Here is a 15,044-nt window from a genome sequence, read left to right as displayed (position 1 = left end):
CTCCGGGCGTCGGCACGGACGCGGCGGCCGGGGGCCCGGCCAACGACCGCACCGACACGTCCGCCGAAGTTGCCGAACAGGAAGAAGCCGACGCCAATGCCGATGCGCGGAACGAAGGCGACGGCGAGCTCAGCGCGAACGCCGAAGCACATGCCGACGCCAACGCCAACGCCGGAAGTGAAGCCGCAGGCAAGACCAAAGCCGAGGTGGAGTACAAGGACGGAGCTGTCGGCGAGAGCGACGCCGTGGACGAAGCGGGAGCCGAGCCCGGAGCCGGACCCGAGGTCGAGATCGAGGCCGGGAGCGACGGGCCCGGCTCCACCGCTCAGAACGCCGCAGAGGACAAGCCTTCCAGGGCGCACCCCGGTGTACGCCGGGCCCTCGCGGAGGCCCATGCCTATGTGGACACCCCGCCGCCCCCGGGCCGCGTCCGGTCCTCCTTCGCCACGGGCGACGCCCGGATGCTGCGCGCCGACGGCCCCGGCTGGTCACTGGTCGCCAGGACCGATGACATCGCGTTCATCCTGCTGGACGAGGAACCGGGCGAGGTGCTTCCGGTCGGGCGCGGCACGGAACTGCCCGGCCTGTTGAAGGCCCTGGACGCCATCGCGGTACGACCGGCCTGAGCACGCTCCCGGTGACCGGCGTGAAGAGGCAGCCGACCGCCGACAATCGCCCTCCGGCTTGTGCGCCCCGGTCCCCACCGCCGTGTGTCGCGCGCTCTTCGGCTACACGCGCTCCAGTGCCCGGTGCGGCCCGACGGGCAGCTCGGCCTCGATCGGGTCGCCGGGCCGGACCACGCCACCGGCCGTGACGACGCCCATGATCCCGGCCTTGCGCACGATCCGGCCCGCAGCGTCCCGACCGACGACCTGCTTGAGGAGCCCGTCCCGGAAGTTGTCGATCTGCAGGCACGGATTGCGCAGGCCGGTGACCTCGACGACTGCCTCGTCTCCGAGGTGCAGCAGGGTGCCGACGGGCAGGGCGAGGAGATCGACCCCGCTGGTCGTGACGTTCTCTCCGAGATCGCCGGGAGCGACCTCGAAACCCGCTGCCCGCAATTCACCGAACAGCTCCGCGTGGATGAGATGGACCTGGCGCAGATTCGGCTGGGTGGGATCCTGCGCGACTCGTGACCGGTGCTTGACCGTGACTCCCGCGTGCACATCTCCCTCCACGCCGAGCCCGGCCAGCAGGGTGATGCTCTTCCGGTTCGGCTTGGTGAACGAATATGCCTCGTTCCTGCTCACCGCGGTCACGGTCGCGCCCACAGCGGAACCCCCCTTGTTGTCGGCTTGTCTTCGGCTGGTTGTTCAGCGGCCTATTTCCTTGCGGGTGATCCTGCGGAGCCTGCGTCGCTGACTCGGGTCCAGCAGCAGATAGGCGACCGCCGGGACTCCGATCAGGACCAGCAACGACAGCCAGAATCCGATGAACGGCATCAGGATGACTGCCGCGACGACTCCCCCGATGGCGATCTTCGCGCTGTTCGACATCGTCCACGCCTCCTTCGCGGCCCGGAAGCCGCTCCTGCTGTGAGAACGCCTGTGCGCCCCCATCGGTTCCTGCCGGCCGCGGCTTCCTCACCTCAGGGGTGCGCCGACCTCGTGCATGTGCCGGAGTGCCTGCTGGTAGGACTCGATCAGTCCGGTCTCCATGTACGGCATGCCGATCGCCTCGCAGTGGGCGCGCACCATGGGCTGCGCCAGGCGCAGATGAGGGCGGGGCATGCTCGGGAAGAGGTGGTGCTCGATCTGGTAGTTGAGTCCGCCGAGGAACCAGTCCGTGAAGATTCCGCCGCGTACGTTGCGCGAGGTCAGGACCTGACGCTGGAGGTGGCCCCAGCGGTCGCCGTCGGGGTCGGGCATCTCCATGCCCTTGTGGTTCGGCGCGAACGCCATGCCCAGGTGGAGCCCGAACAACGCGTGGTGCACGAGCGCGAAGACGACGGCCTTGCCCGGGGACATGACGGTGAGCAGCAGTGTTGCGTACAGACCGAGATGGGCGACCAGGAGCAGTGCGGAGAGGGCCCGTTCGCGGGCGGGCTGCTGCCGCAGGTACCGGAAGCCCGAGATCTTGAGCGCGATGCCTTCGAGGAGCAGCATAGGGAAGAACAACCGCGCCTGGTTACGGGTGAGCCAGCGGGCGAAGCCTTCTCGCTGGGCCGCCTGCTTCTGGGTCCAGACCAGGGCGCCGACGCCGACGTCGGGGTCCTTGTCGATGTGGTTGGGATTGGCGTGGTGGCGTACGTGCTTGTCGTTCCACCACGCCTCGTTCATGCCGAGCAGCAGGTTGGCGTGCACGAGGCCGATGGCCCGGCTCGCCTTGCGGTCGCCGGATATCTGCGCGTGTCCGGCGTCGTGTCCGACGAACGCGGTGCGGGACCAGAAGATCGCCAATGGCAGTGCGAGCAGCAGGGTCCACCACGTGTTGCCGAGGAGGAACATGCCGGTGAGCACGGCCCCCAGTGCCACCAGATTGGCGGCGATGCCCACCGCGTACCACCCGGTGCGCCGATCCAGGAGCCCCTGCCCCTTGACCGCCCGCAGGAGGGGAGCGAAGTCGCTCCCCTGGCTCGGGGCGGTTCCGGCGCGGCCGGCATTCACATCACTTACAGCACTTCCCGTGCCGTCACGGGTGCCTTCCACGACGGTGGCTACGGCCTGGGGCATGAGGTCTCCGGTCTCTGAAAAGCTGCGCTGACCTGTAGAAACGTACGGTTACGGGGAGTACGTCAGCCATGGCGCCAGCACCCCGGACTTCCGGGGGCAAGCCCCCTCCCCCGGCGGGGGTGCTGGCTACACCCTGAAGCGCGGCAGGCGACCGGGCAGGGCTACCGAGTCATCGATAAGTGGCCCGGATCACGGCGCTTCCGCTCACGGAGACACGCGGTGGTGGAGTACCCTCGGCGCCTCGAACCCCAACTAGTCAAATTTGAGGAATTCGGCATCGCTGTGCACAGGCTTCCTGCGACAACGCTCTCCGAGATCTCCGCACTCTCCGGCTGCTCCGTGGTCTTCCTGCCCGCGGATCCCTTCCGTACCGGCCGTATGGCTTTCTGGTATCCGGACAGTAGCAGTCCCCCCGATACCCCCGGTTCCGTCGAGGAGTTGACCGTCGTCGGCACAGACGCGCAGGTGTACGCCGTACCGGCGCTGCTGCTCCCGGTCCGCGACGCGCTGCCCGTACTCACGCGCGCACGGACCTCGGAGCATGCTTCCGACGCCGCCGCGTTCTGGGGCGCCGCCGCGCTCCTCGCTCTGCAACTCGCTGCCCGCGGTTTGCTGTTGCCCGGGCTGACGGTCACCGACCACGATGCCTGGCGGGCCGGTCCGCTGACTGCCGACGATCAGTCGCGGATCCGGACGCTCGCCGCCTCGATGCCGCCTCTGGCCCATGCGGTGCCGCTCGACGGGGCGGCGCAGCCGGTGCTGCTGCCCGAACCCGAGCGGCTGTTGCGCGCGTTCCTCGACGCGGTGGCGGACGGACTGCCGCGCACCCCCGCGGCGGCCTTCGCCACCGGCGGCCCGGCGTTCGCCGTCGACGCGCCGCAGCATCTTCCCGGTCAGCGGGCCTGGGCCACCGATGTCGCGGCCGGGCACGACGCGGGCGTCCGGCTCTCGCTGCGGGTCGAGGCGTCCGGGCTGACGGTGCCGGACGAGGACCGGGAGCGGACCGCCGGGCCGTCCTTCCGAGCCGTCCTGCAGATCCACAGCGTCAGTGATCCGGCGCTGGTCGCCGATGCCGCCGAGGTCTGGGCAGGCTCCGCGCCGGCCGCGGCCGTCTTCGGCCCGCGGGTCCGGATGGACACCCTCTTGGCGCTGCGCCGGGCCGCCCGTGCCTGGCCTCCGCTGGCTCCGCTGTTGTCGGCCGCGGTGCCCGACTCCGTCGACCCCGCCGACGAAGAGCTCGCCGAACTCCTCGGCCCCGCCGGGCGGGCACTCGCCGCGATCGGGGTCCAGGTGCACTGGCCCCGGGAACTGGCGCGCAAGCTCACCGCGCGCGGCGTCATCGGGCAGGAGGACGGAACGGACCAGGAACACGAGGGGTTCGCGCGGACCAGCTCGGACACCCCGCCGTTGCTGTCCGCCGATGCGCTGCTGACGTTCAACTGGTGGTTCACCCTGGGCGACCAGCAGCTCAGCCGCGCCGAGCTCGACCGTCTCGCCGAGGCCAACAGGCCGGTGGTGCGGCTGCGCGACCAGTGGGTGCTGATCGATCCCGAAGTGGCACAGCGCGCCCGCGAGGCCCAGGACCGCAAGGTCACTCCGATCGATGCGCTCGGAGCCGTGCTGACCGGTTCCACCGAGGTCGGCGGCCGCCGGGTCGAGGTCCGGGCCACCGGCTGGCTGGAGCAGCTGCGCCGCCGGGTGGCCGACCCGGAGTCCGGCGGGCAACAGGACGGGCAGCGGACGGCCGGTCAGCCCGCAGCCCTGGCCGCCACACTGCGCGACTACCAGTTGCGCGGTCTGAACTGGCTGCACACCATGACGTCGCTAGGCCTCGGCGGCTGTCTCGCCGACGACATGGGGCTCGGCAAGACCATCACACTGATCGCCCTGCATCTGCACCGCCGGAGCATTGATTCGGCCGCCGGCCCGACGCTGGTGGTCTGCCCGACCTCGCTCATGGGGAACTGGCAGCGGGAGATCGAGAAGTTCGCGCCCGGTACGCCGGTGCGCCGCTTCCACGGCGGGTCGCGCAACCTCTCGGACCTGTCCGACGGCGAGTTCGTCCTCACCACGTACGGCACGATGCGGCTCGACGCGGCAATACTCGCCGGTGTCCGCTGGGGCATGGTGGTGGCCGACGAGGCGCAACACGTCAAGAACCCGTACTCGGCAACGGCCAAGCAGTTGCGGACGATCGGCGCGCAGGCACGGGTGGCGCTCACCGGCACGCCCGTGGAGAACAACCTGTCCGAGCTTTGGGCGATCCTCGACTGGACGACGCCAGGTCTGCTGGGCAGGCTCGGCACGTTCCGTACCCGCTACGCGCGGGCCGCGGAGGGCGGCGACCCTGCCGCGGCCGAGCGGCTCGCCGCGCTGGTGCGGCCGTTCCTGCTGCGACGGCGCAAGTCGGATCCCGGCATCGCGCCCGAACTGCCGCCGAAGACCGAGACCGACCGGACGGTGTCGCTGACAGCGGAACAGACGGGTCTGTACGAGGCGGTGGTACGCGAGACGCTGGCCGCGATCTCCGGCGCCGACGGCCTCGCCCGCCGCGGCCTCGTCGTGAAGCTGTTGACGGCCCTGAAACAGATCTGCAACCACCCCGCGCAGTACCTCAAGGAGAAGGAGCCCCGGATCGAGGATCGTTCGGGCAAGGTGGAGCTCCTGGACGAGCTGCTCGACACGATCCTGGCGGAGGACGCGAGTGTCCTCGTCTTCACCCAGTACGTGCAGATGGCCCGGCTCCTCGAACAGCATCTGGCGGCGCGCGGAGTGCGCACGCAGTTCCTGCACGGTGGTACGCCGGTCGCGGAGCGGGAGGCGATGGTGAACCGCTTCCAGGCGGGTGAGGCACCGGTCTTCCTGCTGTCCCTGAAAGCGGCCGGCACCGGACTCAACCTCACCCGGGCAGGCCATGTCGTGCACTTCGACCGGTGGTGGAACCCGGCGGTGGAGGCGCAGGCCACCGACCGCGCGTACCGGATCGGGCAGACCCAGCCGGTGCAGGTGCACCGGCTCATCGCCGAGGGCACCGTCGAGGACCGGATCGCCGCCATGCTGGCCCGCAAGCAGGGGCTGGCGGACGCGGTGCTCGGCTCCGGCGAGGCGGCGCTGACCGAACTGACGGATGCGGAACTGGCCGATCTGGTGGAACTGCGAGGGGGCACGCGATGAACAACGCATACGACAGTGACGGGTACGCGTCCGCGACCACCGACGGAGGTGACGTTCCGGCTCCGGTACAGGAGCGTACCTTCGCCGCGCTGCCGCCCGCGCGCGGCCGCGGCTTCGCGGAGACCTGGTGGGGCCGGGCATGGCTGAAGGCCCTGGAGGACACCGCCCTGGACGGCGCCCAGCTCAAGAAGGGGCGCAGGTTCGCCCGCGAGGGCCGGGTCGGAGCGGTTACCGTGCGGGCCGGCCGGATCACCGCGGTCGTCCGGGACCTTGACTCGTCCACGTACCGCAGTGATGTGCTCCTCCAGGAACTGAGCGAGGCGGACTGGGAACGGTTCCTGGACCTGGCCGCCGCCCGGGCCGGGTACATCGCGGCGCTCCTCGACCGCGAGATGCCGCCGCACCTGGTGGAGGACGCTTCGGCGGCCGGTGTGGAACTGCTCCCGGGGATCGGCGGTCTGGACCCGGAGTGCACCTGCGAGACCTGGGACCACTGCCCGCATACCGCCGCCCTCTGTTATCAGGTGGCGCGGCTGCTGGACCAGGATCCGTTCGTCCTGTTGCTCATGCGGGGGCGCGGCGAACGGTGGCTCCTGGACGAGCTCCAGGAGCGCATTGCCGCCCGTGCCGAGGGGCAGGCAGCGGCCGGGCCGGCCGCCTCCTCCGCCGGGTCCGGCGCCTCGGCCACGAAGGCGAAGGACCGGGGCGTACGGGCGGACGAGGCGTTCGCGGCGCGGGACATCCTGCCCCCGCTGCCCGCGCCCCCGCCGCTGCCCGCGGAACCGGGCCCCGCGCCGTCGCTGGACTCGGAGACGGAACCGGAACCCGGCGTCGATCCGGCGGTCCTGGAGTTGCTGGCGAGGGACGGTGCGGCACGCGCCCACCGGATGCTGGCGGACGCCCTGACCCCCGGCCATGAACGGCAGCCGCCCCCGGTCGGGTTGACGCCGCAGCAGGACGCCGTACGGCTGATCGCGGACGCCCGGCCCGAGCCCTGGATCGCGACGCGGCTGACCGCCGGATCGGGGCGGTCACGGGCCGGACTCGACGCGGCTGTGCGTGCCTGGCAGTACGGCGGGGCGGTCGCGCTCACCGTGCTCGACGAGGAGTGGACGCCGGATCCGGAATCGCTGGCCAGGGCCCGGGCCCGGCTCGCCGCCGCGTGGGACGAGGGCGAGCAGCCACGGCTCCGGTTCGCGGGCAATCGCTGGACCGCTGTGGAAGCCGGTGTGCAGATCAGGTACGGGCGGGACGGGCGCTGGTGGCCCTACCGCAAGGAGAACGGGCACTGGGTTCCGGCAGGCCCGGCGGACGACGATCCGGCGGCGGCGCTGGGAGGTTCGAGCGGGTCGGACGGCTGAGGTCGCCACGCGACCGGGTCATCCTTGGACGGGCCGCTCGACGGCCGACGGGTGGGGCCGGTCAGGACACGCTGACGGGCAGGGGCCGGTCAGGACGTCGTCGCCCCGCCCGTCGTCGCGTTCCGCCCCGGTGTTCAACTCGATGTCACCGCCCGTTGAGGGCGAGGGTGGAACCTGGGCATTCAGCTGATGCCGTCTCAGGAGGCCTCATGTCCCCGCATGTTGTCCGTCGTGCTCTCGCCTTCGGGCTGCCGCTCGCCCTGCTCGCAACGGTGTGTGCCGCCGGAACGGCGACGGGCGCGCAGGACCGGCACGCGCGTCCGGAGCGGACCGCGCGGGTCACCGGGAGCGCCGTGCTCGGCGACGTTGCGCTGGCCGGGTTCAGCAACGGGCTGCTCCCGGGGACGGTCGCAGACGACCGTGGCGTGCTGCTCGGCGGTATCGGCAGCGACATCTACCCGGCCGGGCGCAAGGGCGAGTTCTGGACGGTGACGGACCGCGGCCCCAACGGCCAGATCAAGATCGACGGGAAGAAGCGGCGCACCTTCCCGGTGCCCGGTTTCGACCCGGCGATCGTGAAGGTGCGCGTCAGCGGCAAGCACGTCCAGGTGCTGCGGGCCATTCCCCTGACCACCCGCTCCGGCGCCGCCGTCACCGGTCTGCCGAACCAGCCGGGCCGCGACGAGGCACCGCACACGTACGACGCGAGGACACCGCTCGGGTACGACCCGAACGGCCTGGACACCGAAGGCATCGTCCGTGCCGCCGACGGCACGTTCTGGCTCGTGGACGAGTACGGCCCCTCGCTGGTTCATGTCTCCGCCGAGGGCCGGGTGCTGACTCGCTACGTCCCGCAGGGGCTCGGGCTGACGGGCGCCGGCTATCCGGTGGTGGAGGCGCTGCCCCGCGTACTGCAGCACCGCAAGATCAACCGGGGTTTCGAGGGGCTCGCCCTGTTGCCGGGCGGCGATCTGGTGCTGGCGGTGCAGAGCCCGCTCTCCCTGCCCGACCAGGACGCGGGCGAGTCCTCGCGCAATGTCCGGCTGCTGCGCTTCTCGACGAAAAGACACGCGGTCACGGCGGAGTACGCCTACCGGTTCGACGCGGTGGACGTCGTGGACCCGGGCGAGGACGACACCTCCGAGCTGAAGATCTCCTCGGTCGTCGCGATCGGCCGGGACCGCCTCCTGGTCGAGGAGCGCACGGACAAGGCGGCCCGGCTGCACCGGGTGACCCTCCCGCACGGCCCCGGCATCCTGGGTTCCGCCTGGGACGACCCGTCGGCCTCGCCCTCGTACGAGGAGCTCACCGACCCCGCGGCGGCGGGTGTTCCAGTGCTCCGCAAGAGTCTGGTCGTGGACCTGGGCAAGGTCGCGGGTGTCCCCGGGAAGATCGAGGGCGTGGCGGTGACGGGCCGGGACACGCTCGCTCTCATCAACGACAACGACTTCGGGATGACCGACGGCGCCGAGGCGTTCGACGCGAACGGCCGGCTGGTCGACAGCGGCATCAAGACGTCGGTGACGCTACTGAAGCTGCCCCGCCCGCTGCGTGGCTGACCCCGCGTAACCGCTCTCCTTCCGCGGCCCGGTCCCTGCGACGGGACTGTCCGCGTCCGCGATCCGCCCCAATCCCCGCCCCGCGCACCCGATTTCGGCTCCTGCCGTCTTCCGTCGCCCGCGCGACGCCCGTACGGTAGGGCGCGCGAGACGCTCGGCCGTACATCGGACAACGCCTTCCGGTTGTCGGACAGAGGGAGTCACGAGGTGTCGGGGGAATCGGGCAGCGGACTGTTACGCAATGCCATCGGGCTGCGCGAGGTCCTCTTCCAGAGCATCACGGCGATGGCGCCCGCCGCTGCCATCGCAGCGTCGATTCCGTCCGGAGCCGCCTTCGCGGGCGGCAGTCTTCCGCTGTCCGTGGTGGTGGCGCTGGTCGCCTGTCTGTTCACCGCGTCGTGCGTCGCGGAGCTGGCCCGCCATCTGCCGGCCGCCGGTTCGGTCGCAACCTACTCCGCGCAGGGCCTGCATCCGGCTATCGGCTTTCTCGTCGGGTGGGGCTATGTATTCGTGGAGGCACTGGTCCCCGCGCTGCTGCTGCTCCAGCTCGGTTTCACGACAGCGGGCACCCTGCACCAGGAGTGGTCGTCCTACCCGGCAGACCTGTGGTGGCCGTGGTCACTGCTGGGCGCGGTGATCATCGCGCTCGCCGGGTATTTCGGGGTACGGGCCTCCGCGCGGTTCGGAACCGTGCTCGGCATCTTCGAAGTATTGGTTTTCGTCGGGTTCGCCGTGCTGCTCATCGGGCAAGCGGGATCGGACAACACCCTTTCGGTGTTCGGTACTTCACACACCGCGGACGGCTTCGACGGGATCAGCGGAATCTTCGCCGGCTCGGTCTACACCGTGCTGGCATTCGCCGGCTTCGAGGCCGCCGCACCGCTCGCCGAGGAGACGAAGAACCCGCGGCGCACGATGCGTCGTGCGGTGCTCGGCGCGGCGCTCTCCATCGGCCTGGTGTACGTCCTCACCACGTATGCCATGTCCGTGTACTTCGGGCCCGACCGGTTCGCCGGATTCGGCTCGGCGGGGTCGGCTTCGTGGGAGGGCGTGGCCCGTGCCTCGTTCGGGCTGTTCTGGGTGCTGCTCTTCCTCGCCGTGGTCAACTCGACAGTGGCCAACGCCAATGCGTGCGCCAACGTGTCGACCCGGACGGCGTTCGCCCTCGGCCGCATCGGCGTGTTCCCGCAGGCGTTCGCACGCCTCCATCCGCGCCGCCGCTCCCCCGTCACCGGAGTGGCCGTGCAATTCGTGATCGCGGTCGGCGCGGCGCTCGGACTGGGTTTCGCCTATGACCCGGTGACCGCGTTCGTGCTGCTGGCCACCGTGATCGTCACCGTCATCATCGGTGTGTACATCGTCGTGAATCTGGCCTGTGCCGGGTACTTCCTGCGACGTCGGCGCGAGGCGTTCAATCCCGTACTCCATCTTCTCTTCCCGGTCCTGGGCATCGCGGCGTTCGTGCCCGCGCTGCTGACGGCCGCCGGGATTCCGGTCTTCGACTTCGTCTCGGAGCTCAGTGCGCCGGTCTCGTACGCAGGTCCGGTCGTCGGTGTCTGGATGCTGATCGGGATCGTTGTGCTGGTGGTGCTGTTGCGCAGGCATCCGGAGCGGGTGGCACAGACCGGACGGATCCATCTCGACGAGGCCCCGGGGCAGGCCGGGGAGCCCAGGACAGGAGCAGTGCAGCGATGAACGACCCCCGTATTCTCACCGTCCGCCCCAAGGAGGGCGAGTACGCCTGGACCTTCGGCGGAGCGGCGCCGGTCGCCCGTATCGAGCCGGGCACGTTCCTCGACGTGTATACGGAGGATTGTTTCGCCGGCCGGGTGCGCTCGGAGAGGGACCTGGTCTCCGAGGTCTGCGAGTTCCCCTTCCTCAACCCGCAGACCGGCCCGTTCCACGTGGTGGGCGCGGAACCCGGGGACACCGTAGCGGTGCACTTCGTCTCCATCGAACCGGCCAGGGACTGGGCCGCCTCCACGACCGTGCCCCTCTTCGGCGCTCTCACCTCCACGCACACCACCGCTTCACTGCAGGCCCCGCTGCCCGAAGTGGTGTGGATGTGGCAGCTGGACCGGGCGCGCCGCACCTGTCTGTTCAGCGCCCGGGACAGTGACGTCCGGGTGGAGCTGCCGATGGATCCGATGCACGGCACGGTCGGGGTGGCGCCGGCCAATCTGGAGGTGCGGTCCGCGCTGGTGCCCGACGCGCACGGCGGGAACATGGACACGCCCGAGATGCGGGCGGGTGTCACCTGCTATCTGGGCGTCAACGTCGAGGGTGCGCTGCTGAGTCTCGGGGACGGGCATGCCCGTCAGGGCGAGGGCGAGACCTGCGGAGTCGCCGTGGAGTGTGCGATGAACACGATGGTGCTGGTCGAGCTGCTGAAGGGGGTCACGACACCGTGGCCGCGCATCGAGTCCGACACGCATCTGATGTCGACCGGCTCCGCGCGTCCGCTCGAAGACGCCTTCCGTATCTCGCAGTTGGACCTCGTACAGTGGCTGGCGCGTGACTACGGCCTGTCCGAACTCGACGCCTATCAGCTGGTCGGCCAGGCCGGCGAGGCGCCGTTGGCCAATGTGTGCGACACCAACTACACCTGTGTGGCCAAGATCCGCAAGGAATGGCTGCCCACAGGCGACCCTCATCGCGGACTCCACCGCCATCTGCGGGAGACCGCGACGCTGATGTCCAGTCCCTGACCCCTCCCCCCACAGGAGTGTTCATGCACCGCAGAAGGATTCTTCAGGGCGCCGCCGTGACGGCGGCCGCCGCGCTGCTCCCCGCCTCAACCCGCGCCGCGGCTTCCGCGGCGGCGGGCGAGACGGACTATCCGCTCGCCCACTGGACGCCCGCCTCCACGTCCAACTACACGGCATCGACCCGACCTTCGGCCTATCCGATCCAGTACGTGATCACCCATGTCACCCAGGAGACGTTTTCGAGCACGATCGGGATCTTCCAGAATCCGGCGAAGCAGGTCTCCGCGCACTACGTGGTGCGCTCGGCGGACGGCTACGTAGCCCAGTGCGTCCGGGAGCAGAACATCGCCTGGCACGCGGGCAACTGGGACTACAACACACGCAGTGTCGGCATCGAGCACGAGGGCTGGGTGGACCAGCCGTCCTACTTCACCCACACCATGTACGAGAAGTCGGCACTCCTGACCGCGTCGGTCTGTGACCGTTACGGCATCCCCAAGGACCGTGCGCACATCCTCGGCCATGCCCAGGTCCCCGGCACCGACCACACCGATCCCGGCCCGAACTGGGACTGGGTGCGCTACATCCGTCTCGTCAACCTCTACTCGGCCGGCTGACGCACCCGCACCACCACGTCCGGTCCCTCTCCGCCCCACGGTTGTCACAGACGTGCGCTGCGGCCACGATGGGGTGTGCACGACGCCCCTGGACGGGAGGGTGAGTTGACGGACCCCTGGGTGGCCCTCACGGCTGACGCGGACCCCGGTGAACGGCTCGGCCAGCTCCGGCATGCGCACGAGGTGTTCACCACCGCCGGACGGCTGGAGCGGCCGGTGCGTCCGGTGGTCGGCGAGTCGTGGCGGCGCTCGGCACGGGCCCGGGTCAGCCCGGACGGTGCCGCCTTGGTCGAACTGGGCGCGGACGACCTCGGACCGTACCGGGACGGGCACCCCCTGGCCCCCGCCATGCCGTTGATCCGCGAGCTGATGAGCGCGTACGCGACGGACGGCGAACACCTCCTCGCGGTGTGCGACGCGCTCGGCAGACTGCTGTGGGTCGAAGGACACACGACGACCCGGCGGGCCGCGGGCCGGATGAATTTCGTGGAGGGCGCCCGCTGGGCCGAGTCCGTGGCCGGCACGAACGCGCCGGGTACGGCCATCGCCGTGGACCGGCCGGTGCAGGTCTTCGCCGCCGAGCACTTCCTGCGGCCGGTCCAGCAGTGGACCTGCGCGGCGGCGCCGCTCCACGACCCGCACACGGGACGGGTCCTGGGCGCCGTGGACATCACCGGCGGGCACCGGCTCGCGCATCCGCACAGCCTGGCGTTCGTGCAGGCGGTGGCACGCGCCGCCGAGTCACAACTGGCGCTCCTCGCACCCGCACCCGCCGGAGAGACCGTGCGGCTCAGTGCGCTGGGCCGGGACGAGGCGCTACTCGTCGCCGGAGGCCGCAAGATCCGGCTCAGCAGGCGGCACAGCGAGCTTCTGGTGAGCCTGGCCCGCCATCCCGAGGGCCTCGGTGGCGACGAGCTCCTCGTCGAGCTGTACGAGGACGAGTCGGTGACCCCGGTGACGCTGCGGGCCGAACTCTCCAGGCTCCGACGACTGCTCGGGCCCGAACTGCTCCTCTCCCGCCCCTACCGTCTCTCCGCGCCGGTAGACGCCGACTTCGACACGGTGGCGCGCAGACTGGCGTCCGGCGCGGTGGCGGCGGCGCTCGGCGGCTACGCGGGTCCGCTGCTGCCGGCCTCGCAGGCGCCGTCCGTCATCCGGCTGCGGCGCCGGCTCGACGAGCAGCTGCGGGCCGCACTGATCGCGCGTGGTGACCCGGGCCTGCTGGCCGACTGGGCGTACAGCCCCTGGGGCGAGGACGACCTCCCGGTCTGGCGTGCGCTCGCGACGGCCGTCCCCGCGGGTCGGCGCCCGGCACTGCTTGCCAGGGTCCGGATGCTGGAGACCGAGCAGGGATAGCGGTGTTCCCGTGCAACGGGGTTGCAACGTGCCGCTGTCTACCCTCGTCCCGAGGGCCGTCCAACGGCGGGCGGCACCGGATCCGGGAGGCCACAGAGATGACCCGTTACGCTGCGCCGGGCGCCGAGGGCGCCATCGTCTCGTACGAGTCCCGCTACGACCACTGGATCGGCGGCGCGTACGTCCCGCCTGCCCGTGGCCAGTACTTCGAGAACCCCAGCCCCGTCAACGGCTGCCCCTTCACCGAGATCGCTCGCGGCACTGCCGAGGACATCGAACGGGCCCTGGACGCGGCACACGCCGCGGCCCCCGCCTGGGGAGCGACCGCGGCCGGCGAGCGCGCGTCGGTCCTCAACCGGATCGCCGACCGGATGGAGGCTCATCTGGAGGAGCTGGCGGTCGCCGAGAGCTGGGACAACGGCAAGCCAGTACGGGAGACCCTGGCCGCGGACATCCCCCTGGCCATCGACCACTTCCGCTACTTCGCCGGTGCGCTGCGCGCCCAGGAGGGGTCGCTCAGCGAGATCGACGACGACACGGTCGCGTACCACTTCCACGAGCCGCTGGGCGTCGTCGCGCAGATCATCCCGTGGAACTTCCCGATCCTGATGGCGACGTGGAAGCTGGCCCCGGCGCTGGCTGCCGGCAACGCGGTGGTCCTCAAACCGGCCGAACAGACCCCGGCCTCCATCCACGTATGGCTGAAGCTGGTGGCCGACCTCCTGCCGCCCGGTGTCGTCAACATCGTCAACGGCTTCGGCGCGGAGGCCGGCAAGCCCCTCGCCTCCAGCCCGCGCGTCGCAAAGATCGCCTTCACCGGTGAGACCACGACGGGGCGGCTGATCATGCAGTACGCCTCCGAGAACATCAAGCCGGTGACGCTGGAACTGGGCGGCAAGTCGCCGAACATCTTCTTCGACGACGTGTGGAACGCGGACGACGACTTCCGCGACAAGGCCCTTGAGGGTTTCACGATGTTCGCCCTCAACCAGGGCGAGGTCTGCACCTGTCCCTCGCGCGCACTGATCCAGCGCGGCCACTACGGCGAATTCCTGGAGGCGGGCATCGCCCGCACGGAGAAGATCGTGCCGGGGCACCCGCTGGACACGGACACGATGATCGGCGCCCAGGCCTCCAACGACCAGCTGCAGAAGATCCTGTCGTATCTGGACATCGGCCAGCAGGAAGGCGCGAAGGTCCTCACGGGTGGTCAGCGGATCGAGTACGACGGGGAGCTGGCGGGCGGCTATTACGTTCAGCCGACCATCTTCGAGGGCGACAACCGGATGCGCGTCTTCCAGGAAGAGATCTTCGGTCCGGTCGTGGCGGTCACGTCCTTCTCCGATTTCGACGACGCGGTCGCCACGGCGAACGACACCCTGTACGGCCTCGGCGCGGGCGTGTGGACCCGTGACATCAACACCGCGTACCGGGCGGGCCGCGCCATCCAGGCCGGCCGGGTCTGGACGAACTGCTACCACGCGTACCCGGCGCACGCCGCTTTCGGCGGGTACAAGCAGTCGGGGATCGGCCGCGAGAACCACAAAATGATGCTGGAGCACTACCAGCAGACGAAGAATCTTCTGGTGTCGTACTC

At 70.5% G+C, this 15,044-nt stretch carries 11 protein-coding genes and 1 pseudogene; 9 read left to right on the top strand and 3 right to left on the bottom strand.

Annotation, left to right across the window (positions count from 1 at the left end; genetic code table 11):
- Positions 1-626, top strand: a pseudogene (locus tag ACFU8Q_RS28780) (hypothetical protein); the annotation flags it as partial.
- Positions 627-728: 102 nt separating this feature from the next.
- Here the strand turns inward: ACFU8Q_RS28780 and ACFU8Q_RS28775 are convergent.
- The 3 genes from ACFU8Q_RS28775 to ACFU8Q_RS28765 form a co-directional block, all read right to left on the bottom strand.
- A complete protein-coding gene (locus ACFU8Q_RS28775) occupies positions 729-1,259 on the bottom strand; it encodes an MOSC domain-containing protein (RefSeq protein ID WP_384458961.1) in 531 nt (176 codons plus the stop codon).
- Between the two features lie 54 nt (positions 1,260-1,313).
- Positions 1,314-1,496 (bottom strand): hypothetical protein, encoded by a 183-nt coding sequence (locus tag ACFU8Q_RS28770; RefSeq protein ID WP_114248565.1) that lies wholly within the window; start codon positions 1,494-1,496, stop codon positions 1,314-1,316.
- Between the two features lie 87 nt (positions 1,497-1,583).
- A complete protein-coding gene (locus tag ACFU8Q_RS28765; RefSeq protein WP_384458958.1) occupies positions 1,584-2,672 on the bottom strand; it encodes a fatty acid desaturase family protein in 1,089 nt (362 codons plus the stop codon).
- A 282-nt stretch (positions 2,673-2,954) separates the two neighbouring features.
- On the opposite strand from ACFU8Q_RS28765, the gene ACFU8Q_RS28760 reads away from it, so the two are divergent.
- The 8 genes from ACFU8Q_RS28760 to ACFU8Q_RS28725 all read left to right on the top strand — a co-directional run.
- Entirely contained in the window at positions 2,955-5,846 is a 2,892-nt protein-coding gene (locus tag ACFU8Q_RS28760; protein WP_384458955.1) for a DEAD/DEAH box helicase, read from the top strand.
- On the top strand, positions 5,843-7,207 hold the full coding sequence (locus tag ACFU8Q_RS28755; RefSeq protein ID WP_384458952.1) for an SWF or SNF family helicase: 1,365 nt from the start codon (positions 5,843-5,845) through the stop codon (positions 7,205-7,207). Before ACFU8Q_RS28760 ends, ACFU8Q_RS28755 begins: the two co-directional genes overlap by 4 nt.
- 209 nt (positions 7,208-7,416) lie before the next feature.
- Positions 7,417-8,766, top strand: coding sequence for an esterase-like activity of phytase family protein (locus tag ACFU8Q_RS28750; RefSeq protein ID WP_384458949.1), 1,350 nt, complete (start codon positions 7,417-7,419; stop codon positions 8,764-8,766).
- Positions 8,767-8,973: 207 nt separating this feature from the next.
- The gene (locus ACFU8Q_RS28745; RefSeq protein ID WP_384458946.1) at positions 8,974-10,461 is read left to right on the top strand and encodes an APC family permease; all 1,488 of its coding nucleotides are present in this window, start codon (positions 8,974-8,976) and stop codon (positions 10,459-10,461) included.
- A complete protein-coding gene (locus tag ACFU8Q_RS28740) occupies positions 10,458-11,474 on the top strand; it encodes an acetamidase/formamidase family protein (protein WP_384458943.1) in 1,017 nt (338 codons plus the stop codon). Before ACFU8Q_RS28745 ends, ACFU8Q_RS28740 begins: the two co-directional genes overlap by 4 nt.
- 23 nt (positions 11,475-11,497) lie before the next feature.
- Positions 11,498-12,091 carry an N-acetylmuramoyl-L-alanine amidase gene (locus ACFU8Q_RS28735; protein ID WP_384458940.1) on the top strand — a complete coding sequence of 198 codons (594 nt, stop codon included), beginning with the start codon at positions 11,498-11,500 and terminating at the stop codon, positions 12,089-12,091.
- Positions 12,092-12,196: 105 nt separating this feature from the next.
- A complete protein-coding gene (locus ACFU8Q_RS28730; RefSeq protein WP_384458937.1) occupies positions 12,197-13,447 on the top strand; it encodes a GAF domain-containing protein in 1,251 nt (416 codons plus the stop codon).
- 98 nt (positions 13,448-13,545) lie between these two features.
- Positions 13,546-15,044, top strand: a 1,499-nt coding sequence (locus tag ACFU8Q_RS28725; protein ID WP_384458933.1) for an aldehyde dehydrogenase family protein, incomplete at its 3' end; no start/stop codon positions are given.

The organism is Streptomyces sp. NPDC057543, from assembly GCF_042801895.1.
In the GTDB taxonomy this organism is placed as follows: Bacteria; Actinomycetota; Actinomycetes; order Streptomycetales; family Streptomycetaceae; genus Streptomyces.
This window is presented reverse-complemented; position numbering and strand designations above follow the sequence as displayed.

Bases quoted from the DNA above. Each gene is read 5' to 3' on its own strand.
- ACFU8Q_RS28770 (WP_114248565.1), bottom strand. From the start codon at position 1,496: ATGTCGAACAGCGCGAAGATCGCCATCGGGGGAGTCGTCGCGGCAGTC.
- ACFU8Q_RS28765 (WP_384458958.1), bottom strand. From the start codon at position 2,672: ATGCCCCAGGCCGTAGCCACCGTCGTGGAAGGCACCCGTGACGGCACG.
- ACFU8Q_RS28755 (WP_384458952.1), top strand. From the start codon at position 5,843: ATGAACAACGCATACGACAGTGACGGGTACGCGTCCGCGACCACCGAC.
- ACFU8Q_RS28750 (WP_384458949.1), top strand. From the start codon at position 7,417: ATGTCCCCGCATGTTGTCCGTCGTGCTCTCGCCTTCGGGCTGCCGCTC.
- ACFU8Q_RS28740 (WP_384458943.1), top strand. From the start codon at position 10,458: ATGAACGACCCCCGTATTCTCACCGTCCGCCCCAAGGAGGGCGAGTAC.
- ACFU8Q_RS28735 (WP_384458940.1), top strand. From the start codon at position 11,498: ATGCACCGCAGAAGGATTCTTCAGGGCGCCGCCGTGACGGCGGCCGCC.